Source organism: Pelorhabdus sp. sgz311002 (assembly GCF_056134285.1).
The window spans coordinates 1-21,233 of sequence record NZ_JBWBCL010000010.1 but is presented as its reverse complement, the minus strand read 5'-3'; the positions used below and the strand labels follow the sequence as shown (position 1 = coordinate 21,233).

At 45.2% G+C, this 21,233-nt stretch carries 18 protein-coding genes; 7 read left to right on the top strand and 11 right to left on the bottom strand.

Annotated features, from left to right (window positions below):
- Positions 1-217 precede the first annotated feature (217 nt).
- Positions 218-3,271, top strand: coding sequence for an autotransporter outer membrane beta-barrel domain-containing protein (locus AC0NJP_RS13925; RefSeq protein ID WP_474700195.1), 3,054 nt, complete (start codon positions 218-220; stop codon positions 3,269-3,271).
- A gap of 160 nt (positions 3,272-3,431) precedes the next feature.
- Here AC0NJP_RS13925 and AC0NJP_RS13920 read toward each other — a convergent pair whose 3' ends face one another.
- Entirely contained in the window at positions 3,432-4,145 is a 714-nt protein-coding gene (locus AC0NJP_RS13920) for an SDR family oxidoreductase (protein ID WP_474700194.1), read from the bottom strand.
- A 298-nt stretch (positions 4,146-4,443) separates the two neighbouring features.
- On the opposite strand from AC0NJP_RS13920, the gene AC0NJP_RS13915 reads away from it, so the two are divergent.
- Positions 4,444-5,664, top strand: coding sequence for an MFS transporter (locus AC0NJP_RS13915; protein ID WP_474040740.1), 1,221 nt, complete (start codon positions 4,444-4,446; stop codon positions 5,662-5,664).
- A gap of 64 nt (positions 5,665-5,728) precedes the next feature.
- On the opposite strand, the gene AC0NJP_RS13910 is transcribed toward AC0NJP_RS13915, so the two are convergent.
- From AC0NJP_RS13910 to dapA, 4 genes are all read right to left on the bottom strand, one after another.
- Positions 5,729-6,208 (bottom strand): hypothetical protein, encoded by a 480-nt coding sequence (locus AC0NJP_RS13910; protein ID WP_474040739.1) that lies wholly within the window; start codon positions 6,206-6,208, stop codon positions 5,729-5,731.
- 147 nt (positions 6,209-6,355) lie between these two features.
- Positions 6,356-7,513, bottom strand: a complete 1,158-nt coding sequence (locus AC0NJP_RS13905; protein ID WP_474040738.1) for a UxaA family hydrolase — start codon at positions 7,511-7,513, stop codon at positions 6,356-6,358.
- A complete protein-coding gene (locus AC0NJP_RS13900) occupies positions 7,510-7,824 on the bottom strand; it encodes a UxaA family hydrolase (protein WP_474040737.1) in 315 nt (104 codons plus the stop codon). The genes AC0NJP_RS13905 and AC0NJP_RS13900 overlap by 4 nt, the downstream gene beginning before the upstream one ends.
- A gap of 18 nt (positions 7,825-7,842) precedes the next feature.
- On the bottom strand, positions 7,843-8,736 hold the full coding sequence (dapA, locus tag AC0NJP_RS13895; RefSeq protein WP_474040736.1) for a 4-hydroxy-tetrahydrodipicolinate synthase: 894 nt from the start codon (positions 8,734-8,736) through the stop codon (positions 7,843-7,845).
- A 174-nt stretch (positions 8,737-8,910) separates the two neighbouring features.
- On the opposite strand from dapA, the gene AC0NJP_RS13890 reads away from it, so the two are divergent.
- Both AC0NJP_RS13890 and AC0NJP_RS13885 read left to right on the top strand, forming a co-directional pair.
- Complete coding sequence (locus AC0NJP_RS13890; protein ID WP_474700193.1) at positions 8,911-10,614, top strand: carboxylesterase family protein; 1,704 nt, start codon at positions 8,911-8,913, stop codon at positions 10,612-10,614.
- A 67-nt stretch (positions 10,615-10,681) separates the two neighbouring features.
- Complete coding sequence (locus AC0NJP_RS13885) at positions 10,682-11,038, top strand: hypothetical protein (protein WP_474040734.1); 357 nt, start codon at positions 10,682-10,684, stop codon at positions 11,036-11,038.
- An 88-nt stretch (positions 11,039-11,126) separates the two neighbouring features.
- On the opposite strand, the gene AC0NJP_RS13880 is transcribed toward AC0NJP_RS13885, so the two are convergent.
- Together AC0NJP_RS13880 and AC0NJP_RS13875 are read right to left on the bottom strand one after the other, a co-directional pair.
- Positions 11,127-11,960, bottom strand: coding sequence for a hypothetical protein (locus AC0NJP_RS13880; protein ID WP_474700192.1), 834 nt, complete (start codon positions 11,958-11,960; stop codon positions 11,127-11,129).
- 13 nt (positions 11,961-11,973) lie between these two features.
- Positions 11,974-12,549 carry a hypothetical protein gene (locus tag AC0NJP_RS13875; RefSeq protein WP_474700191.1) on the bottom strand — a complete coding sequence of 192 codons (576 nt, stop codon included), beginning with the start codon at positions 12,547-12,549 and terminating at the stop codon, positions 11,974-11,976.
- A 394-nt stretch (positions 12,550-12,943) separates the two neighbouring features.
- On the opposite strand from AC0NJP_RS13875, the gene AC0NJP_RS13870 reads away from it, so the two are divergent.
- The 3 genes from AC0NJP_RS13870 to gyrA all read left to right on the top strand — a co-directional run bounded on the left by AC0NJP_RS13870 (position 12,944) and on the right by gyrA (position 16,997).
- Complete coding sequence (locus AC0NJP_RS13870; protein WP_474040941.1) at positions 12,944-13,660, top strand: uracil-DNA glycosylase; 717 nt, start codon at positions 12,944-12,946, stop codon at positions 13,658-13,660.
- An 11-nt stretch (positions 13,661-13,671) separates the two neighbouring features.
- Positions 13,672-14,469, top strand: coding sequence for a nuclease-related domain-containing protein (locus AC0NJP_RS13865; RefSeq protein WP_474700190.1), 798 nt, complete (start codon positions 13,672-13,674; stop codon positions 14,467-14,469).
- Positions 14,470-14,558: 89 nt separating this feature from the next.
- Complete coding sequence (gene gyrA, locus AC0NJP_RS13860) at positions 14,559-16,997, top strand: DNA gyrase subunit A (RefSeq protein ID WP_474040730.1); 2,439 nt, start codon at positions 14,559-14,561, stop codon at positions 16,995-16,997.
- 109 nt (positions 16,998-17,106) lie between these two features.
- Here gyrA and AC0NJP_RS13855 read toward each other — a convergent pair whose 3' ends face one another.
- The 4 genes from AC0NJP_RS13855 to AC0NJP_RS13840 form a co-directional block, all read right to left on the bottom strand.
- Positions 17,107-18,504: a PTS fructose transporter subunit IIC gene (locus AC0NJP_RS13855; RefSeq protein ID WP_474040729.1), complete on the bottom strand. Its 1,398-nt coding sequence runs from the start codon at positions 18,502-18,504 to the stop codon at positions 17,107-17,109.
- A 46-nt stretch (positions 18,505-18,550) separates the two neighbouring features.
- Positions 18,551-19,006 (bottom strand): PTS sugar transporter subunit IIA, encoded by a 456-nt coding sequence (locus tag AC0NJP_RS13850; protein ID WP_474040728.1) that lies wholly within the window; start codon positions 19,004-19,006, stop codon positions 18,551-18,553.
- On the bottom strand, positions 19,007-19,960 hold the full coding sequence (gene pfkB / locus AC0NJP_RS13845) for a 1-phosphofructokinase (protein ID WP_474040727.1): 954 nt from the start codon (positions 19,958-19,960) through the stop codon (positions 19,007-19,009).
- Between the two features lie 65 nt (positions 19,961-20,025).
- Positions 20,026-20,787, bottom strand: coding sequence for a DeoR/GlpR family DNA-binding transcription regulator (locus tag AC0NJP_RS13840; RefSeq protein ID WP_474040726.1), 762 nt, complete (start codon positions 20,785-20,787; stop codon positions 20,026-20,028).
- Between the last annotated feature and the right edge of the window lie 446 nt (positions 20,788-21,233).

The window sequence follows — 21,233 nt, the reverse complement described above, 5'->3', positions numbered from 1 at the left end:
CGCCAGCGATGTTGGACCAATTATTAGACGCAGGCTTACAGTTTGATTTAGCGGGGGGATCCAGCCATTCTGAGACAGCATGCTTGGATCGGCTATTTTACTAAGCCTTGATACAAAACGGTAAGCGGGCAGAACGTAGTCAGACGATATGATTGAGAAATTTGCTGGTATGAACTAGAAGGAGATTGGAAGAAATCAAAAAATCGAGGCAAAGATAATGCGTAAACAGCAGAGAAAGAGCGCATTGCAGCAGCAAAAAGCCCTATCTATAGTTTTAGCTATGGTGAACGGTGTGCAAGTGAATGCAGCAACTCTGTTGCCCTTGGCAGGAGCCGTGCCAGAGAAAGAGCCTTATATCATGGCGAATCTGGTTGAACGCGGCGGCGAGGTGGTCGATAGCTTGTTTTTTAGCACTGTACATGCTGCTTTTACGGCAGAGGTAAGCGGTTCAGGGGCGCAGGTTTCGGGAGAAACGGTGAGTGGTGGAACGCAAAAGATTCACGATGGCGGCAGTGCGACAAGTACGACAGTTCAAAGTAGCGGTACGCAGAGTGTCGATCATGGCACAACAAAGGACACGCTGCTGCGTGGTGGTACGCAGCTTGTTTCAAATGGCGGTCAAGCCAGCGGCACAGTAATTGGTAATGTTTATAGCTTTAGCGGTCATACTGTATCGGCAGGGGGGGATCAAGCGATAGAGAGTGGCGGGCAGGCAATACATACGATGATTTATAATGGTGGCAGTCAGACCATATATGACTGCGGTAGTGCCAGAAGTACAACTATTGCTGGCGGGACACAGGTTATTTCTGGTGGCGGGATAGCCACAAGTACAGAAGTGGATCTTGGCGGAACTCAGATCGTGTGTAGTGGTGGCAATGCAAAGAGTACGATAGTCAGTAATGGTAAGCAGCAGGTAAGGGGTGGGGCAGTCGAAAATACGACCATCTCTTATGGCAATCAGGTGGTTTATAGTAGTGGTCAGGCCATCAACACGACGCTGTTGAGCGGTGGGCAACAGTCTGTATATGGCGATGGCATTGCAATGGGGACCACGATTCATAGCGGTAGTCAGCAGTATGTTTATACGAGTGGCAGTGCGCTGAATACCCTGCTAAGTGGTGGTCAGCAGATTGTCTATAGCTGTGGCGTTGCGACAAATACGCTGATTTCTGCTGGCGGGCGGCAAAAGGTATATATTAGCGGGGAGGCGGTGAGTACAGCGATTTTTGCGGGCGGCTACCAAGAAGTGGGTAGTGATGGCAAGGTGACTTCTACGATCATTAATAGTGGCGGTACGCAAACGATTTCATCGGGCGGCACGGCAACGAGTACGACGATCAACCGCAGTGGTTTGCAAAATGTGTCTTCCGGCGGTAGGGCAGTAAGCACTACGATTTCTGCTGGCGGAACGCAGCATGTTTACTCCGGCGGCAGTGCAGAGGGCATTACGATTTATCCCTGCGGCGTTCAAACTGTCGATAGCGGTGGTAGCGCTACTGGAATTCAAAATGCTGGTTCGCAGACTGTAGATCCTGGCGGTAGTGATACAAGCAGCACGATCAATTCCGGGGCCACACAGACAGCGTCATCTGGCGGCAAAGCTACTGGCACGATCATTTCGGGAACGCAGATCATATCAGGCCAAGCTGATTCGACGACAGTGGTCAGTGGGGGGACACAAACTATTACGAGTGGCGGGACAGCCAGTAATACGCAGGTCCAGAGTGGCGGCGATCAAAATGTGAATCAGGGCGGATCGGCTATCAACACTAAGCTAGAAGGCGGTACGATGACTTTGGCGAGCGGCGGCATAGCCAGCGGCACTAGGGTGAGTTCCGGTGGAGTTATCTATTTAGCGGATGGGACAGTGCTTGGCGGCACAACGACATTAACGCAAGCAGAATTGGCGTTAACAGGAAGCGCGGGAACATATACTGTAAACGATCTTATGGTAGATCAAGGCAGTCTGATTCAGTTAGCCCATGGCCAGACGGTGGGAAATCATCTGACTATCGGCAAGCTGACTGGGAATGCGGCTTTTACTATTAATACCAATCTAGCGAAGGGGCAGTCTGATCGAATTACGATTCAAAGCGCAAATGGGACGAATGTAAATACAGTCCAGGTAGCCTATGATCCTGGTTTTGCCAGTGGAAAAACGGTTACAGGGAGCGCTATCTTTGCCGATGTGCCAAGCAGCCAAACGAAATTTACAGCAGTGGCGACCGATGTAGGGGCTTACCGCTATACGCCAAGCCTCTCGGTTAGTAATGCTGGGACAACCTGGAGCATTAATGCCTTGGTTAGTAATCAAGATAGCTCAGGGCAACCATCAACGCCTACACCAGTGAAGCCAAGTGAAACCCTCTATACAGCTAGCGATATGGGAATTGGTTCGCTGGTTTTGTGGCGAGCAGCAACGAACAGCTTGGAAAAACGCCTGGGAGAACTACGCGGTAGCCAGGGCAAGCAGGGGATTTGGACTCGAATCTATCGCGGGGCGCAAGAACTTAAAGATAATGAAGCACGGTCCTTGACGCAAACTTACACAGCCATTCAAGGGGGATATGATGCAAAGCATACGGTCAAAGCTGGCGCTTGGTATAGCGGTTATGCCGTCGGATATCTTTCTTCCGATATAACGCTGGCGAGAGGAAGCGGCAAGGCTAGCAATAGCAGCCTTAGTCTTTATGGCAGTTGGCTGGGACGGAAAGGGAATTATCTCGACATTATAGTCAAGGGCGGGAAAGAGCGGAATAACTATGATAGCTATTTACAGAACCTTGCAAATACGAAGGTAAGCGGCAGTAGCGCAGCTTGGACGAGCAGTCTGTCTGTAGAATATGGTTATCGCAAAAAACTGCCGAATCAATGGTATATAGAGCCGCAGACAGAGTGGACTTTGGGACGGATTGGCCGAGCGAGTTATGTGACAAGTGATCAGACAAATGTGCAAAATGGTGTTCTGCATTCTTTAGTAGGTCGGTTGGGGTTAGCCCTGGGACGACAAACAGCCCAAAGCAGCTTTTATGGGAAGATATCGGTGTTGCGAGAGTTTCAGGCGGGAAGTAGAATTACGATGTCTAATGGGATACTAAGGCCTGTCACTTTGGAACAAAATCTCAAGGGAACTTGGTTAGAATTTATTGTAGGATTTACTAATCGATTAAATCGCGAAACAAGTAGCTATATCGAAATAGAGAAGGCTACTGGCGACAAAACGAAAACACCATGGCTTATTAATATGGGAATTCGTCATAGCTTTTAAGCAGAAAACAAAGAACGTGCAGGAACTATCTCAAATTTTGTGCAAACTTTAATAACGAGATAACTAGAGGAATAGTAAAAAAACGTTGGCAGCACGCCAACGTTTTTTTATAGCCAATATTTCAGTGAATACCACTTGAGATAGTAGACCGATCACTATCTTAAATCAGTCTATGGCCACCATCTACATGCAATACCGTGCCAGTAACAAAGTCGTTATTTAGCAAATAAACAATTCCTTTTGCAACATCTTCTGCTGCTCCGACTCTTTTTAGCGGCAGCTTACCGGCTAGGTCTGTATAGAACTGGTTACGTGCTGCTTCTGGCATTTTGCTTCGAGACGGAGTATCAATAATTCCCGGTGAAATCACATTGACGCGAATGGGGGCCAGTTCCAACGCAAGAGTTCTCCCCAGCGCACTCACTGCTGCATTAATTGCGCTAAGAGTAGCTGAGCCAACCAGGGCTTTATAGGCTACAATACCTGAAAACAAAGTAATCGACCCACCAGGAGAAATTGCTGAGGCCCCATACTTTGCTGCATAATACTGTCCCCAAAATTTGTTTTCAAACATCGTATGATCCTTTGTTGTGTCTGCATAAAGAAAGGGTCCACCGGATGTTTCGGCAGCCGTAACTACTAGATGATCTATAGTACCGACAATTTCAAAAAATGATTTCACCTGATCTTCATTGCTAATATCTAGACGATAAGTTTTGATTTGTCCGCCAAGTTCTGCTTTTGCCTTTTCCAGTTTTTCCGCAGAACGGCTTGCTATAACCACTTCCGCGCCTTGTTCTAGAGTCAGTTTTGTTGCTGCTAAACCAATTCCTGAACTTCCGCCAATTATAACAACTCGTTTACTTTGTAACATTAGAAAAACCTCCTTTAAATACCCTTGCGGGCTGTTGAGGTTATTGTAATGGTTTAACTTCATTTTGTGAAGTAGTGTATTTAAATTCATATGATTTCCGAAAAGATAGTTATAAGGACCTTGCTTATTTATTTTGCTGCGGTCCTTTCAATTCATCAAATTGTTGTTTCTCTATTAACAATATTGCTAAACTTTCCTTCGGGAAATTATATGAAAAAAATATCACTTCTTCCTAAAAAGAATAAATCGATTTATAATAGCGGCAAACGAACAATACATCAATAAAGGAGAGATTCTTATGATTGAAAATAAAAGTGGACCCAAAATCCCGTTGGCAATTGTTGCTCTGCTTATCAGTGCTTTTTCCATTGGAACCACTGAATTCGTCATTATGGGGATATTGTTAGATGTTGCAACCGATTTACAAGTATCTATTAGTGCTGCGGGTCTTTTAATTAGCGGTTATGCCATTGGAGTAGCGCTGGGCGGGCCGGTGATTACGTCCTTAACAAGGCAATTACCACGCAAAAAATTGCTTTTCCGATTGATGCTAGTCTTTGTTGCAGGAAACTTATTAGCTGTAGTCGCTCCTAACTATACTGTACTTATGGCGGCTCGAATTGTCGCTTCTTTTACTCACGGCACCTTTTTCGGTGTAGGTTCTGTTGTCGCCACACGGTTAGTCAAACAAGAACAGCAATCCCGGGCAGTAGCAATGATGTTTGCTGGCCTCACGTTAGCCAATATTTTAGGCGTTCCACTGGGTACTTATATTGGCCACAACTGGGGCTGGCGGATGACCTTTGGTTTTGTGAGCTTGTTAGGCGGTATTTCGTTAGGAGGCATTGCCCTGCTCATTCCCCACTTAGAGCCGGATAAACCAGCGAGTCTGAGTCAGGAACTACAGGTTCTATATAATAAACAGGTAATCCTGGCTTTATTAATGACCGTGCTAGGTTTTGGCGGAGTCTTTACCGCATTCACCTATATCGCTCCCCTATTGACCGACATTACTGGCTTTAGCGAAGCGGCTATTACTCCCATTTTGCTTTTATTCGGATTGGGAATGACAATCGGAAATCTGATTGGCGGTAAATTATCGGATTGGAAATTGATGCCGTCCCTGGCGGGGATGCTACTACTACTAGCTGCCATATTAGCTGGGTTCACCTTTACTAGTCATGAAAAATGGGCGGCGCTTCTTACCATATTCTTATGGGGAATTGCAGCCTTTGCTATCGTGCCAGCATTGCAAATGCGAGTATTAGCAGTGGCAAAGACAGCTCCAAGTATTGCGGCAGCATTGAATATTAGTTCTTTTAATCTTGGCAATGCCGGCGGGGCATTTCTCGGTGGGCTTGTTATCAATAGCAGCCTGGGTCTAAATGCTATTCCAATGGCGGCAGCATCCGTTACTTTTGCGGGACTAATGATCACCTTAGTAAGCTGGTCTTTTGACCGAAAAACTACAGTGAAAGATCATGCAACGACACTGGATCCTTGTTCGCGTAAAGCATAAAAAAAAGCCCCTTTATAGGGGCTGATGGAAAAGATAATTCCACCCGTTATCTGGCTGTTCTTGATTATTTAAGGGTACTGTTCGTATCAGACTCACTTGTTTTTGCTACTTTGTCAGTGTCGGTCTGGTTTCCCAGGTTAGCCATTATTTCCCACATTCGTTGTTGATGCAACGCTGTTAAGCCAAGCATTCTCGTATCAGCAAGAAAAGGCACTACTTCTTCTGCTTTTTTTGTTTTGCTTTTGGCCTGGTTTGTGGCAGTTGCTTGTTCTGTGGATTTTGACTGATCGGCCGTTTTTTCGGTCTGTTGCTTATCTTTTGCTGCTTTCTGTGGATCATCGTCTTTGTCTTTAGCAGCAGTTTCGCCGACGAGAATCTTCATGTTTTTGCCAATCATAATATATGTACAAATCTTATTGCCTTCCTGAATCGTTACATATCTCCAGCCGGAAGCGTTGCTGCTGTCATCTTGCGATGAGTTGTTTTGTATTTGATTTTCTAGCGACTGAGATCCGGTCAACGAAGAAATTCCTGATAAGTCCATTCATTCGTCATCTCCAATTAAAATAATATTTATATAGTAAATATCGACTATTTTCAGGGATTTCTTAATAGCTGAGTCGTTTTTTCTCGGGAATGGTGAAAAAGCAAGAGTCAACTGGAACGAATCCAATCGGCTCTTGCTCTTTTTTTACACGTAGTTACAGAGGCGGCTGATGGCAATATCATTAAATCCTAAGGCTTCTGCTTTTACTATTTTTCCATTGGCGACGGCTAGTACTTCGTGCAAAAGTTTTTCACCCAGGGATTCAATTGCTACGCCTTGAAAAACTGGACTGGCGTCAAAGTCTATGTTGTCTTTCATACATTCATAGGTATCCTTGTTTCCTGTGAGTTTTAATACTGGCATAATCGGATTGCCTGTTGGCGTGCCGCGGCCTGTCGTAAAGACCATAACTTGTGCTCCGCCTGCCGCTACGCCTGTTACTGAAGCGATGTCATAGCCCGGCGTGTCCATAATGACAAGGCCCTTTTTAGTAGGGCGCTGGGCGTAGTCGAAAACTTCTCTGATCGGGCGGTGTCCGCCCTTATGAATACAGCCAAGTGATTTTTCTTCTAACGTAGTAATCCCTCCGGCCTTATTGCCTGGGGAAGGGTTGCCATTGTGCAAGCTTTCTCCTACGTTGGCTAAATGTTGTTCATAGCGTTTGATAATGGTATATATTTGCTCGGCGATTTCCGGCGTAGCGGCCTGTTTCGCTAAAATGTGTTCGGCGCCGATAAACTCGGTTGTCTCACAGAGAATCGAAGTTGAGCCAAGGTCAACAAGGCGGTCACTTAAATTTCCCACAACCGGATTTGCTGCCAGCCCTGACGTTGGATCAGAGCCGCCGCAGTTTGTGCCGACAATTAATTCTGATAAAGGGAAAGACTCCCGCTGCAGGCAGGATGCTTCCGTGGCAAGCTGCCGAGCAAGTTCTACTGCTTTTTTTATGGTAGCAATTGTGCCGCCTTCCTGCTGAATCACAAGTTTGTGCAAGGGTTTGTTCGTTTTACTTTGAATCAGTTTTTCCATATCATCAGGTTGGGCATTTTCACAGCCGAGGCCGATGAGGATGGTTCCATATACATTTGGATTGGCGGCAAGGCCTGACAGAACTTCTTTGGTAATTGCTAGATCGCCTTCTACCTGTGCGCAACCGTTTTGGTTGACAATACTGATCGCTCCCTGAACTTGACTGGCGGCCATGCGGCAAGTCTCACTGGAGCAGGCTGAGGTAGGCAAAAGTAAAACGAGATTGCGGATGCCTACTTTTCCATCGGGCCGTTTATAACCTAAAAAGTTCAATTGGTTTGCCCTCCTTCTTGAGAGGCAAGCGTTTCTCTGATACTCATCAGATTATGACTGTGGACGTGCGTGCCTGGCGCAATATCGCAAGTAGCTCGGCCAATGACTTGGCCGTATTTATAGATTTTTTCGCCTTTCGCAATGGATATGAGGCTGAATTTGTGATAGATGGGAACCGCCGTTACTAGCGGCAACTCTTGTTTGCTATTATTTACGAGAAAACAGGCTTGATCGCCGACCATAAGGGGTGTCACTGCCACAGCTACGCTGTCTTTCGGATCGACAATTAAGGCATTTATAGTGGTCTCCATAAACAGACTTCCTCCACTTTAGAGAATTTGCGCTTTGTTCAGCAACAATTTGACCTCTGTTTCCTGCTCAGTCGTAAGTGGCAAGGATGGCGCCTTGCAGAGAGAAGTCACGGGAACTCCGCGTAGGGCGGTTGCTGCTTTGATTCCTGAGATGAAGGGCTGCGAAACTTTATAAAGATTCATCAGAATATTGATTTTTTCTTGACCATGGCCGATGGCGGCGAAGTTCCCCTGCTGGTAGTTAATTAACAGAGCGCTGAACAGCTCAGGGACGATATTAGTCAGACCGCAGATGACACCGTCGCCGCCTGCCATAAGATTAGGAAGTAAATATTCGTCGAAGCCTGACAAGATGGAGAAGTCCGGTGCAACTGTTTTAACCGTTTGAATTAGTTCACGCGTATGGCTGATATTATCTACCGTGTCCTTCATTCCCACAATTTGAGGATAGTTTTTGGCCAGATTAGCAATTAACTGCGGGCTGAGATTCACGCTGGTTCGGTCAGGAAAATTATAGATAAGTAAAGGTAAACTCGTGTTTTTCGCAATTTCTTCATAATAAGCGGCAATCGTTGCTTCGTTGAGGCTGAAATAGTAAGGAGAAATCAGCACGGCGCCGTCAGCGCCTGCTTCTTTAGCAAATTGGGTGAGTTCAATTACTTCCGATACAACAGTGCCGCCTGTGCCGATAAGAACGGGAATTCGGTTATTCACCTTCGCTACAACAAAGCGAATGAGTTCTTTTTTCTCGGCGCTTGTCAAAGCAAAGAATTCGCCAAGGCTTCCTAAAAATAACAAGCCGTTCATGCCGCCGCCAATTAGATGTTCAATGACGGCTTCCATGCCGGCAAAGTCAAGCTCTCGATTTTCTTTTAATGGGGTAATGACTGGTGTAATAATTCCACGAAACATACTTTCACCATCTCCTTTTCCCTTACGGGTTCCATTTGCTTTCTTGCTACTATTTCCGCTTTTTTCAGTCAATTCCTTTATGGGGGCGGGAAAAGGTAAAAATAGTGGCTTATTTCCTAGCCTTATTTTATACTGAAAAAAAGATTGCTGATTCGGTGATAATAGGAGGTCCTTATGAAAAAAATCCGCACTTTGCTGATGACCATGGTTTCCATTGCTCTATTTGGTACGGTTGCCTACGGCGCGGGTCAGACAAGCCCTAGTACTTTGGCCTATCAGGGAAAAGTTTTGCAAGCAACGAAATATGGCAGCGTGGAAGGCGTCGAAGATCAAACAACGAAAACCTTTGCCTGGCTGGGGGTTCCCTATGCGAAACCGCCAATTGACGAGCTTCGCTGGCGGGCGCCGCAGACTGTGGACGCTTGGAGCGGCGTTTTGTCGACTAAGAAATTTTCAAAGGCTAGTGCGCAGCTTGCGGGAGCAAAATTGCTTGGTAGCGAAGATTGTTTGTATCTCAATATATGGCGTCCAGCTACGAACGAGCAAAATCTACCTGTCCTTGTTTTTGTGCATGGTGGTGGGAATTTCAATGGATCAGGTGAGACCTTTAAAGGCGATCTTTTAGCGACGCGTACAAATAGTATTATTGTTTCCGTGAATTATCGGTTGGGAGCTTTGGGCTGGTTAAATTACAGCGCCCTAAAGACGGGAGATCCGCTAGATGACTCGGGGAATTACGGTTTGCTAGATATCTTGAAGTCCTTGGAATGGGTACAAGGATCGATTGAAAGTTTCGGCGGTAATCCCCATAATGTAACTCTTTCCGGTCAGTCTGCCGGTGCGCGCGATGTGATGGCGGCTCTGATTTCTCCTTTAGGCAAGGGGTTATTTCAAAAAGCCATGGCCTTGAGCGGCGGCTTTACCTTTGCTAAACCGGAGCAGGGAGAGGCATTTAGTCAGGCTTATGTGAAAAAGATTCTAGTGAAAACAGGCGAAGCCGCTGACGAAGCTGCGGCTGAAAAGTGGCTTGTTGCACATTCGGCGACGGAAACTGCGAACTACCTGCGTAGTCTTGATATGGCGTCAGTAACGCCACCAAGGCCTGATAATATTCGCATGGCGCCTTTTCCCCATCTGTTTGCCGATGGCTATGTCATTCCTAAAGACGGCGCCGCCGTTATTACAAGCGGCAACTATAATCAAGTTCCGCTAGTGCTAGGTAGCATGGCTCGTGAGTTTGCCTACTATACTGTCGTTGAGCCTTATTTTGCGGCAGCGCTAAAAGATCGCAGTATTTTGCAGGACGAAGCTAAGTTTAAATTGTATCAAGCTAGCGTCGAATTTGGCGGTAAAATGTTCTCTGGGTTTGTGTCGGAACGAGCAGCCGATCTATTAAGGGGGAATGCTAAACAACCGCCTATATATGTCTATCGTTTTGCTTGGGGAAGAAATGAAGCTGCCATTGCTGCGCCGTGGAATCAACTGCTTGGCGCAGCCCATGCTGCTGACATTGATTTTTATACAGGGCATGAAGAGTTTCCTTTTCAAAAGCTGTTTCCGAATATCTACTATACCAAGGCCAATAAACCAGGGAGAGATGAACTAAGTGTAGCCTTGGCTGCGTATGTGAAGAATTTTCTTTATACAGGCAACCCTAATAGTTCGGGATTCGTACAATGGGAAATGTGGCCGAAAAATAAACAGCAAGGCGCTTTCTTGGAACTTGACGCCGATGCATCTGGGGCTCATATTGCAATGGTTCATGATCGTTTTGATAAACAGGCGCTGCTTACTGAAATGAAAACCACTTTGCCTGCTGATGAATGGAATCTTTTAAGCGAAAAATTACTGAAAGGACGGTTCTTTTGGGACTATTAAGGTGTCATTAATTTGTCATACGTTCCTGTTATCTTATAAGCAAGGAATTTTTAGGGGAGGCTACTTTATGAAAAGAGTGGGGAAAAAAATAATGATTTATTCGCTTGTTGGCATGATGCAGATCGGCTGGGGCGTTTCAGTACTTGAGGCATCGCCGCTCACTCAGGAGAATCGCTCAGTGATTCAATTAGACGATCGGCATCACATGGAACGAGAGCGCGAGCATGAAGAAAGACAGCGTGAACATGATCGCAGAATGCGGGAAGAGCAGAAACGACATGAGCATGAAATGCGGCGTCATCCTCATGAAAGCGAACGAGAATGGCATAGGCGGCAGGAGCAGGAAAGAGAACGGCATGAACGAGAAATGCGGATTATAGCTGCTGTTTTGATTGGTGCTGTCATTGCCTCTTCGGGAAATTAATCTAAAATAAAAATCCTCTAGAGATACTGCCAAATGGCAAAATCTCTAGAGGATTTTTGTCTTAGCGTGATTCAACGGCGTTTTATAACTAGAAGACATTCGATAAAGCAAGATAGGTTTTAGCGTTGCGGCTAGCTGTAAAGGAGCGAGAAAAATCGCGATATATTGTTAGGATGCTGTTTGCTCCTATTTTGCGATTCAATTCTAGATGCAGGCCAGTAGAATTATCATAAGTGGAATCAGTACAGTAGGCTGATACGGCGCCTGCGGCAATGTTATGATACTCCACAGACAAGAGGGTGCTGCCAGGACCTTGTAAATCGCCTTGGGCAAGAGTAATAAGATAGCCTTTGGAGCCTTGCGTAAGATTTGCGGCTACATCTACAGTAAGGGATAGTCGGGGAGAGAGTTGTTGTTGTGCCGTAAGTCCCACATAGCTGTTTTGTTCACGAAAGTAGCTTAGCTCCATGGTTAAAGACTGCGCTATGTCAGGGGAAATTTCAACTGCTGTAAACGGTCGACTTTTTTTACCATAGAAGAGAGAAATTGTTTGGTGGTCGGCAGTTTTAATATAGGTTTGAATTCCGGTAGCGCCGCTGATGCTGGCGATTAGGCCATTGCCTAAAATACAGCTTTGTTTACCAATTGTATATTCATTGTCAGCGGGATGAAAGCGGAGATAAAAATCGTTTACTGTATTCACGGGATTTTGTCCATTAGTATGATTTGACTCTACGGTAGTGCCAAGCCAAAGCGAGGGGGTGGCATTGATCGTCATACTTGCTGTAATGTCCTGGGTCAGCTGCTTTGATTGACCGGCTTGCTTGGTATACTCGTAGCTTGCTGTACCCGTTAAAGAGTTAGCAAAGACGGGGGGCGAGGCAAGAAAGAAAACAAGAAACAGTAGGGAAACGCAACGCATTATGAGGCTTCTTTTAAATTAACGGAATGTCTTGGGAAGGCTGGTTAGGCCCAGCTTCGGCAAGAAATTGGATACTTGTAAGCATTTGGAAGAAGGGCGGCACTGTTTCTTGGTATTCCTGCGGCGGTGCCGAAAAAATGAACATATAGAGTCGATCTTGTTGCAAAAATTCGGCTAAACAATATTTTTTTTCTTTATCGCGGTAATTCAGCAGTAGAGCTTTGTTGTTTCCGAACAGGCGGATTTGCGATTTTTCAAAAGTGACAGAGGGAATCGTATGAAAAATTTCTTGCTTGATTCCATCAATAAGCTCTGTGAGTTCAGCCTCGTTATAGTCGGCAAAGCTTTTATGGGAATCATCCAGCGGGTCAACGGGAGCAACACTGGCAATGATTGCCGTTGTGCCAAAACCAGAAGGCGTGAGCACGATCGTTTTACCTGTTACTGTATATTGCTCCATGACAGTCCAGTTTGGCGGTGTTGTCATTTGGAACGCATTGTCCTTATCTATATAGATGGCGGCAAAGACCGGATGGGTTCCTAGGAGTAAGAAGGCTGCGAAAAAGAGCAATAGCAAGCGTTTTGGCATAAGAAAGCTCCTTTCAGTCATTTTAGAAAGTGTCTTTTGTACATAAAACCATACTCTCTTTGCCCTGTCAACTCTTAGCAGTAGATTTATTAATGGGCCAGTCCACAACTATTCCAAGGAAGTCAAAAGTTCTGATGTCCGAAGTTTCTCTTATCTACAGTGTTATACACAAAAAAACGCAGTTATAAACAGAGTTATCAACAGTTTGTACACAGAGCTGTGCACAAAACTGCAATATAAGGAAATAGACTATTGCAATTTTCCACAACTTATCCACGAAAAAGCGCTATTATCCACAAAAAACACAAGGTTTATCCACAAGTCGTGTCGCTATGAAAGAATCTGTACATTTATTTTAAATTATGTCACAATAAAAGGAAAAGCTTAAGTGCGAATGCTTAAGTTGTGGCAGGTGGCTACAGTGGAAAACTATGCAACAATAGAAGAATTAGAAGCGGGCTTATTAACATGTCGCAGCTGTGACTTGTGCAATACGACGAATCGTGGACCGACAAGTTATACTGGTACGGCTAAAAGCCCCTTAATGATTATCGGCGAGGGGCCAGGCGGCGTCGAGGATGAGTATGGCGTGCCGCTGGTGGGGCCGTCAGGTCAATTGCTTGATAAAGCTTTATGGAGTGTGGGCGTGACTAGGGACCGGGTATACACGACCAATGTAGTCAAATGCCGACCTCAAGGAAATCGAACGCCGACGATAGAAGAGGGCTGTTTTTGCGCGGACTTGTGGCTCGCCAAAGAGATCGCTTTAGTAAAGCCGCAGGCGATCGTGGCTTTAGGGAGCGTGGCTTTGCGATATCTTTACGGAGCTGATAAAAAGATTACGAAAGAACGGGGAAAATGGTTTCAAACAGAAGCAGGAATTTGGGCGATTCCCACGTTTCATCCCGCTTATTTACTGCGATTGTCCGGGAAGCCTTTGGTGACAGCAAAATGGAACGTATTTTATGATTTAAAGGCAGCTATAGAAAAATGCCGTGAGGCGCCGGAGTATACCTCTTACATGTTTGCTTCAGAGAATACAGCAAAATTGTTAGAACTCTATGAACAGCGTCGCAATGAACGGTCAGAACGTAAGCTTGCTGTAAAGTAAAGGAGTAATATATGGCGTATTTATTAAAAGCAGACTCTCTCTTGGAAAAAGAGGCTATGAAAGGAAAGCGCCTAATGAATGGCGGGATTGCGCTTTCCTTAGTATTTGTAATTTGTCATTTCATCACTCTAATGCACGGGGATCTTCCTGCTATCCTCAAATATGGCTCCTTAGTCGGTATTGGTATTGGTATTCTCTTAAATCGGTTGGCTCTGCAGCATTATGGCGCCTGTATGTCGGGAGCCGAGGGAGAACGGCGCGTTTCCGCCTTTTTAGTAAAAGAGTTATCGAATGATTGGGTTATTTTAAATGATTTGGAAGTTCAATCAAATCAAAAGACAGCCCAGATTGATCATTTGCTTGTGGGACCTTATGGCATTGTGTTAATTGAAACGAAAAATGTGAAGGGCCGTATTTCCCTAACCGATAATAAACAATATTGGGCGCAAGAAAAACGCTATGATACAAAACAGTTTTATAGTCCAACGCTGCAGGCTAGAGGGCATGAGGCGGCGATTAAATCAGTCATTAGTCTTTTTCATCTTGATAAATACATTCCGATTCGTTCGGTAGTGCTTTTTTCGGATGAAAGCATTGAACTGAAGCTACCACTCTTTGTCGATGGGGTTCCAGTGAAAAAACTAGAAACTTTGGCAGCCCTTGATTTTACTGGCGGCAAGGAACCTGTATTTAGTAAGCAAGAGGTAGATTATATTAGTCGGATTTTATTAGGAATTCATGGTGAGCCTATTGAAGAGGGGCAGGAAAATGTCTGCACGTTCCATCATACGGGACGTTTTGGCATATAAATTGCTTTTCTTTGAAAGACAAGCAGGAATTTTTTGCATGGATCGGGAAAGTATATAATTCGAGATTTTATGTTTTTTGAGGTGAGAATGTGGATTTAGGTATAGGTAAGGTATTGCCTGTTCGTCTCGAAGAGGAAATGAAGAACTCCTATATTGACTATGCAATGAGCGTTATTGTCATGCGCGCCTTGCCAGATGTTAGAGATGGTCTTAAACCAGTGCATCGGCGGATTTTGTACGCAATGCATGAAGCGGGGATGACGCCGAACAAGCCATACAAGAAATCGGCTCGTATCGTCGGCGAAGTGCTCGGTAAGTATCATCCGCATGGTGATAGTTCCGTTTATGATGCAACGGTTCGTTTGGCGCAGGATTTCTCCACACGCTATCTTTTGGTAGACGGTCATGGTAACTTCGGATCGGTTGACGGCGATTCGGCGGCAGCTATGCGTTATACAGAAGTAAGAATGTCGCGCATAGCCGAAGAAATGCTGGCAGATATCGAAAAAGATACAGTCGACTATACGCCGAACTATGATGAGTCCTTGCAAGAGCCTACGGTGCTTCCTGCTAAGATTCCTAATCTGTTGGTTAATGGGTCTTCCGGGATTGCTGTAGGTATGGCAACGAATATTCCGCCTCATAATTTACGGGAAGTCGTTGACGGTCTTGTCATGATGATTGAGAATCCGAATGTGACGATTGAAGAACTCATGACAGCCATAAAAGGCCCTGATTTTCCTACGGCGGGCTTAATTTTAGGCCGTGAAGGAATTCGTCAGGCTTATTTCACTGGCCGAGGCAGTGTGAAAATGCGAGCGCAGGCTCGTGTTGAAAATATGGCCAACGGCAAACAACGTATTTTAGTTACGGAAATTCCTTATCAGGTAAATAAGGCGCGATTGATTGAAAACATTGCCAACTTAGTGCGCGATAAAGCCATTGAGGGTATTACCGATTTACGAGACGAAAGTGATCGCAGCGGTATGCGGATTGTTATTGAACTGCGCCGTGACGTGAATCCTGACGTTATTTTAAATCAGCTTTATAAACATACGCAGATGCAGGAAACCTTCGGTGTCAATATGCTGGCTCTTGTGAATGGTCGGCCGCGAGTGCTTAATTTGCAACAGGCCTTATGGCATTATTTAGAGCATCAGAAGGAAGTCATTATTCGCCGGACGCAGTTTGAACTGAAGAAAGCGAAGGCGCGGGCTCATATTTTGGAAGGCTTGAAAATAGCCTTAGATCATTTAGATGCTGTTATTACTACAATTCGTCAATCGCAGACTGTCGATATTGCCAAAAAAGCATTGATGGAAGGTTTCTCCCTAAGCGAAAAGCAAGCGCAGGCTATCTTGGAAATGCGCCTTCAACGCTTAACAGGCTTAGAACGTGAGAAAATCGAACAGGAATACAAAGATATTTTGGAAACGATTGCTTACTTAGAAAGTGTATTGGCTGATGAAGCGAAAGTTTACCAGATCGTAAAAGAAGAGCTGACGGAAGTAAAACGTCGTTTTGGCGATGACCGCCGCACCGTGATTACGAGCGATGTGTCGAAACTCGATATTGCCGACTTGATCGCTGAAGAAGATATTGTGATCACCTTGACGCATTTCGGCTATATCAAACGGCTTCCAGTTGACACCTACCGCAGTCAAAAACGCGGCGGCCGCGGTGTGAATGGTATGAATACGAAAGAATCCGATTTCGTAGAACATCTATTCGTGACGTCAACTCATCATAATCTGTTGTTCTTTACTTCGCGCGGGAAGGTGTATCGCCTGAAAGGCTACGAAATTCCCGAAGCTTCGCGTCAGGCGAAAGGTACAGCGATTATTAATTTGCTGCAGCTTGAGCAAAATGAAAAGATTACGGCAGTTATTCCGCTCAGAGAATTCTCGCCAAATCGCTTTTTGTTTATGGCAACGAAGCATGGTATCGTGAAAAAGACGGAGCTTACTGAATTTGATACAACCCGTAAGGGTGGACTCATCGCCATTAATCTTGATGAAGACGATGATCTGATCGGCGTGAAGCTGACAAATGGTGAGCAAAATATGATTATGGGTACACGTAGCGGCATGGCCATTCATTTTTCTGAAAGCAATGTGCGCATGATGGGCCGGACTGCTCACGGTGTAAAAGGCATTTCGCTCAATACTGATGATGAAGTAGTCGGTATGGATACGGCGCATAAAAATGGTGAAGTTCTTACTGTTACAGCCGACGGCTATGGCAAGCGTACTGATATTGAAGATTACCGCTTGCAGACTCGTGGCGGCAAAGGGATCATTAACTTTAAAGTAACTGATAAGACTGGTGAAGTTGTGGGTCTTAAAGTGGTTCGTCCTGGCCAGGAATTAATGCTCATTACGATTGATGGCGTTGTCATTCGAATCGATATTGAAGACATTTCTTTAATCAGTCGCAACACGCAAGGCGTGAAACTGATGAAGACTGGCGAAGACGATAAAGTGATTGCCTTAGCAGCTGTCGAGAAGAAAACCGAATCAGATAGCTAAAGTAAATAGGTGAATTGAATCGATAAAATTTAAGCCTGCAAGACTGAGCAATTTCTGCTTAGTCATTGCAGGCTTTTTTTCTTAGCGGCTTTACTATTTAGGCAGCTATTTAGCTCGTTTTTTTGCTGAGGTCCGGTTTGGTAATGTGAAGCAAGAGAGCGGTGATAATTGTTCCGGCAAGAATGGCTGCAATATACATGCCCAGATTGCCAACCGCATGGGGAATGGGAAGGACGAAGATGCCGCCGTGGGGGGCGCGAAGCGTGCAGCCGAAGATCATGGAGAGAGCGCCTGTAACGGCAGAGCCAGCCATGATGGAGGGTATGACACGGAAGGGGTCAGCGGCGGCAAAGGGAATGGCACCTTCTGTAATGAAGGAGATTCCGAGGACAGCGGCGGCTTTACCTGCTTCCCGCTCGTCTGGCGTAAATTTATTCTTGCTAAGGTAGGTGGCTAAGGCAATGCCTAAGGGCGGCGTCATACCAGCAGCCATGACTGCAGCCATTGGTTCAAAAATGTTACTGCTTAAAAGGCCTACACTGAAAGCATAAGCGGCTTTGTTAACGGGGCCGCCCATATCAAAGGCCATCATGGCGCCAAGTAGAAGTCCCAGGACTCCGGCGTTGGCTGAAGACATGCTTTTTAGCGTTTCGGTCATAAGGTCCATAATGGTTTTTACAGGAGTGCCGATTACATAAACCATGAGAAGGCCGACAATTGCACTAGCGAAAAGCGGAATGATAAGAACGGGTTTTAGGCCTTCTAAGGCTTTGGGGAGGCGGATCGATTCTTTGAGCCAATGAGCTGTATAGCCTGCCAAAAATCCGGCAATGATTCCGCCGAGAAATCCGGCGCCAATTTTGGCAGCAAGCATACCGCCAATGAGACCCGGTGTCAGGCCGGGACGGTCGGCAATGGAAAAAGCGATGAAGCCAGCTAAGACGGGCACCATAAGGGCGAAGGCTGCACCGCCGCCAATATCCATAAGGGCTGCAGCTAGAGTTCCTTTTTCTTTGAACGCTTCAATACCGAATACGAAAGAAAGAGCAATGAGAAGACCGCCAGCGACTACCATCGGAATCATATAAGATACGCCGGTCATGAGATGCTTGTAAGGGCCGGTGCGAGCAGCAGACTTTTCTTGTTTGCCATCAGCCACTTTGCTGAGAAAATCTTGATCTTTTGTAGCAGCCACTGTAGGAGTCTCTAAGGCTAAAGCGGCATTGATAACATCTTTGCCACTTTTTATGGCGGCGCCTACGCCTATTTTATATAGACGTTTGCCAGCGAAAGGCGTGGTGTCAATGGCTGTATCAGCAGCAATAATGACAGCGTCAGCCTGGGCAATATCTTCCGGCGTTAACGCATTTTCGATTCCTACGGAACCGCGTGTTTCCACTTTGATCGTGTGGCCCATTTCTCCAGCTGCCTTGCTAAGCGATTCAGCAGCCATATAGGTATGGGCGATTCCGGTCGGGCAGGATGTAACAGCAATCAGTTTGCTCATGGTAATTCCTCCTTCTTATCGTTCAATTTTTATTTCGGTAAAATGATCAGGCCTCGCGGGAACGAATTGCAGCAAAGATGTCTGCTTTGTTTTGAGCGGAGCGGAGTTCGGCAAGGAAGGATTCGTGCATTAGCATCCTGGCTAAGCGGGATAGAGCTTGCAAGTGAATATCGTCACCAGCCTGTGGTGCGGCGATGAGAAAGAACAGATCCGCCTTTGTTTCGTCAAGGGAAGCTACGTCAATTCCCTCGTTTATGCGGGCAAAGCCGATCGCCGGTTTGGCGACAGCGTCTGATTTAGCGTGAGGGATAGCAACCCCGAAGCCAACGCCGGTTGTACCAAGTTCTTCTCGTTTGGCTACAGCTTGTAAGTAAGCTGTTTTATCTGTTATGACATTTGCTGCATGAAAAGTATCGGCTAGTTGTTCCCAAACAGCTTCTTTTGTGACAGCGTTTATATCCAGTAGAATGGAGCTTTCGTTCAATAATTCTGTGATTTTCATTTATGATTCCTCCCAGTTTGTGATTTGAACAAGGGGCTCTAAGTTTTGGACTTCCGTCAAGGAACCAGACTGTGTTCCTTCTGTGGCAACTGCGGCAGCCGCAGAGGCTGTCGCCAAGCGTGCTAGATTTTGTAAGGAGAAGTTTCGTAACGTTGCGACTGCAATTCCGCCTACCATGGCATCGCCTGCGCCGACTGTAGAATTTACCGAAATGGTAGGTGATTTGACTAAAAGCTTTTCTTTCCCTTTAGCAAAGATTGCGCCATCAGCGCCGAGCGATACTACAACAAGTTCGATTCCACTATGGAGGAGTTCATCAATAATCTTTCGTAAGTTGCTAGGATTTGTTAAGTCTAGATCGTAGAGTTGACTAAGTTCTTCTACGTTCGGTTTGATGGCATACGGTTTGGCTGTCAGGGCTTGTTGTAAAGCTTCGCCGCTTGTATCAAGGAAAGCGCGACCCCCAGCTGTTTTAATTTGAGCAATCAATTGAGCGTAAATATTTGAGGGGGCATTCGGCGGCAGGCTGCCTGATAAGATAAATGTCGAATTCGGTGAGGCCAGAAAGGCGATTTTTTCTTCTAAGCGCTTATAATCAGTTGCTTGAAAAGCTAGGCCAGGAAAATTTACTTCTGTGACAGTGCAGCTTGTTTGATCAATGAGCTTCATATTGCTACGCGTGGCGCCTTGTAAAGTAATAAAATGATCTTCAATATCTTTCATTAAGAAGAAATCTTGAAACTTTTTGACGTTGTCTTGTCCTAAAAAGCCAGTGACAGTTACCTTTTCGCCGAGTGAACGAATAACATTCGCAACATTAATTCCTTTGCCGCCGGGATCCAGGCGTTCTTCCTGAACACGGTTTACTTTACCTATTTGAAAACAAGGGAGATAAATCGAATGATCTAAGGCTGGGTTTAAGGTGACCGTGATGATATTCGCTGTTTCTACCATTAGAGAAGCCTCCTTTCTATAGAAAGTAATAAGGGTGAGGAGCCTTTATTGCGCAGGGTTTACTGTTAGGCCTCTTTAGCTAGATGAATTTTGACTTTTCCTTCATATTGTTTTAGTACTTCTGCTTTTACCGTTTGATCTGTAATCATAAAGCTGAGTTCAGCTAAGTCGCAAATCTTGCATAAGCTCTTTTGATTCAGCTTACTATGGTCAACCGCTAAAATCCGCTCTTCTGCGGCTAGCATCATATAGCGTTTTGTTTCAGCCTCCGTTGCGTTAGGAGTTGTTACGCCTTTTAGTAAGTCCACTCCGTTAGCAGCTAAGAAAACCTTATCGAAGTGTAGACGTTTCAGTGATTCATTGGCGAGATAGCCGACAAGCGATCTAGGGGACTTACGAAAGGTTCCGCCGATTAGCAGAACTTCGACGGTAGCGTCATCGGCAAACTTTTGGGCAATATCCATACTATTTGTACCAACCGTAATAGATCTATTTTGTAAGAAGTGAGCAATTTCTAAAGTCGTTGTTCCGGCATCAAGCAAAATTGTTTCTCCATCTTTGACGAGCGATGCAGCATATTTTGCAATCTGTTGTTTTTCATTTAAATGACGTACTTCTTTTTCGTGGAAACTGAACTCGTAACCCGATTGCGCCAATATGGCGCCGCCGTGGGTTCTTTGCAATAACCCTTCATCTTCCATCTCCTGTAGGTCGCGGCGAATCGTTGACTCAGATACATCAAAGTGTTGGCACAGTTCAATTACTTTTACTGTCTGTCCAATTTTCATAAGTTGTAAGATTTCCGCTTTGCGCTCTTCGGCAAACATAAGATACCTCCTTAAAAATGGAATAGTTGCGTGTTTTTGGTCGATTTATTTCAAAATAATGAGTTTAATTGATTGAATATGATTGAATATGATTGTTTATGATTATTATAGATGCGAAATAGAAAAAGTGTCAATTGATTTTCTAAGAGTAGAGCATGTTTTTTTTATAAGAACGATTATTGTAAATACGCCAAGAGTCTCCAAAGTCAATAAAAATAAAAAGTTTCACAAAAAGTGTTGACATAAGTTTACCCCTATGTTATTATAAACAAGTCGCCGATGGGCGGCACGAAAACAGAAAAGAATCATCGCTTCTGAAAAGAAGGCGAAACGGTTAAAAAAGAAACTTTGAAAAAAGTGCTTGACAAACTGGTTCGAAAGATGATAAACTATCTAAGCTGCTTCGGTAGCGGCTCTCTGAAAACTAAACGATGGATAAGTAACAA

Excerpts from the sequence above, each read along its gene's own strand:
- AC0NJP_RS13920 (WP_474700194.1), bottom strand. The coding sequence starts at position 4,145 with ATGTTACAAAGTAAACGAGTTGTTATAATTGGCGGAAGTTCAGGAATT.
- AC0NJP_RS13875 (WP_474700191.1), bottom strand. The coding sequence starts at position 12,549 with ATGCCAAAACGCTTGCTATTGCTCTTTTTCGCAGCCTTCTTACTCCTA.
- AC0NJP_RS13840 (WP_474040726.1), bottom strand. The coding sequence starts at position 20,787 with ATGTTTGCCGAAGAGCGCAAAGCGGAAATCTTACAACTTATGAAAATT.
- AC0NJP_RS13865 (WP_474700190.1), top strand. The coding sequence starts at position 13,672 with ATGGCGTATTTATTAAAAGCAGACTCTCTCTTGGAAAAAGAGGCTATG.
- AC0NJP_RS13885 (WP_474040734.1), top strand. The coding sequence starts at position 10,682 with ATGAAAAGAGTGGGGAAAAAAATAATGATTTATTCGCTTGTTGGCATG.
- dapA (WP_474040736.1), bottom strand. The coding sequence starts at position 8,736 with ATGTTTCGTGGAATTATTACACCAGTCATTACCCCATTAAAAGAAAAT.
- AC0NJP_RS13880 (WP_474700192.1), bottom strand. The coding sequence starts at position 11,960 with ATGCGTTGCGTTTCCCTACTGTTTCTTGTTTTCTTTCTTGCCTCGCCC.
- AC0NJP_RS13910 (WP_474040739.1), bottom strand. The coding sequence starts at position 6,208 with ATGGACTTATCAGGAATTTCTTCGTTGACCGGATCTCAGTCGCTAGAA.
- pfkB (WP_474040727.1), bottom strand. The coding sequence starts at position 19,960 with ATGGTAGAAACAGCGAATATCATCACGGTCACCTTAAACCCAGCCTTA.
- AC0NJP_RS13900 (WP_474040737.1), bottom strand. The coding sequence starts at position 7,824 with ATGGAGACCACTATAAATGCCTTAATTGTCGATCCGAAAGACAGCGTA.
- AC0NJP_RS13870 (WP_474040941.1), top strand. The coding sequence starts at position 12,944 with ATGCTTAAGTTGTGGCAGGTGGCTACAGTGGAAAACTATGCAACAATA.
- AC0NJP_RS13915 (WP_474040740.1), top strand. The coding sequence starts at position 4,444 with ATGATTGAAAATAAAAGTGGACCCAAAATCCCGTTGGCAATTGTTGCT.
- AC0NJP_RS13855 (WP_474040729.1), bottom strand. The coding sequence starts at position 18,504 with ATGAGCAAACTGATTGCTGTTACATCCTGCCCGACCGGAATCGCCCAT.
- AC0NJP_RS13890 (WP_474700193.1), top strand. The coding sequence starts at position 8,911 with ATGAAAAAAATCCGCACTTTGCTGATGACCATGGTTTCCATTGCTCTA.
- AC0NJP_RS13850 (WP_474040728.1), bottom strand. The coding sequence starts at position 19,006 with ATGAAAATCACAGAATTATTGAACGAAAGCTCCATTCTACTGGATATA.
- AC0NJP_RS13925 (WP_474700195.1), top strand. The coding sequence starts at position 218 with ATGCGTAAACAGCAGAGAAAGAGCGCATTGCAGCAGCAAAAAGCCCTA.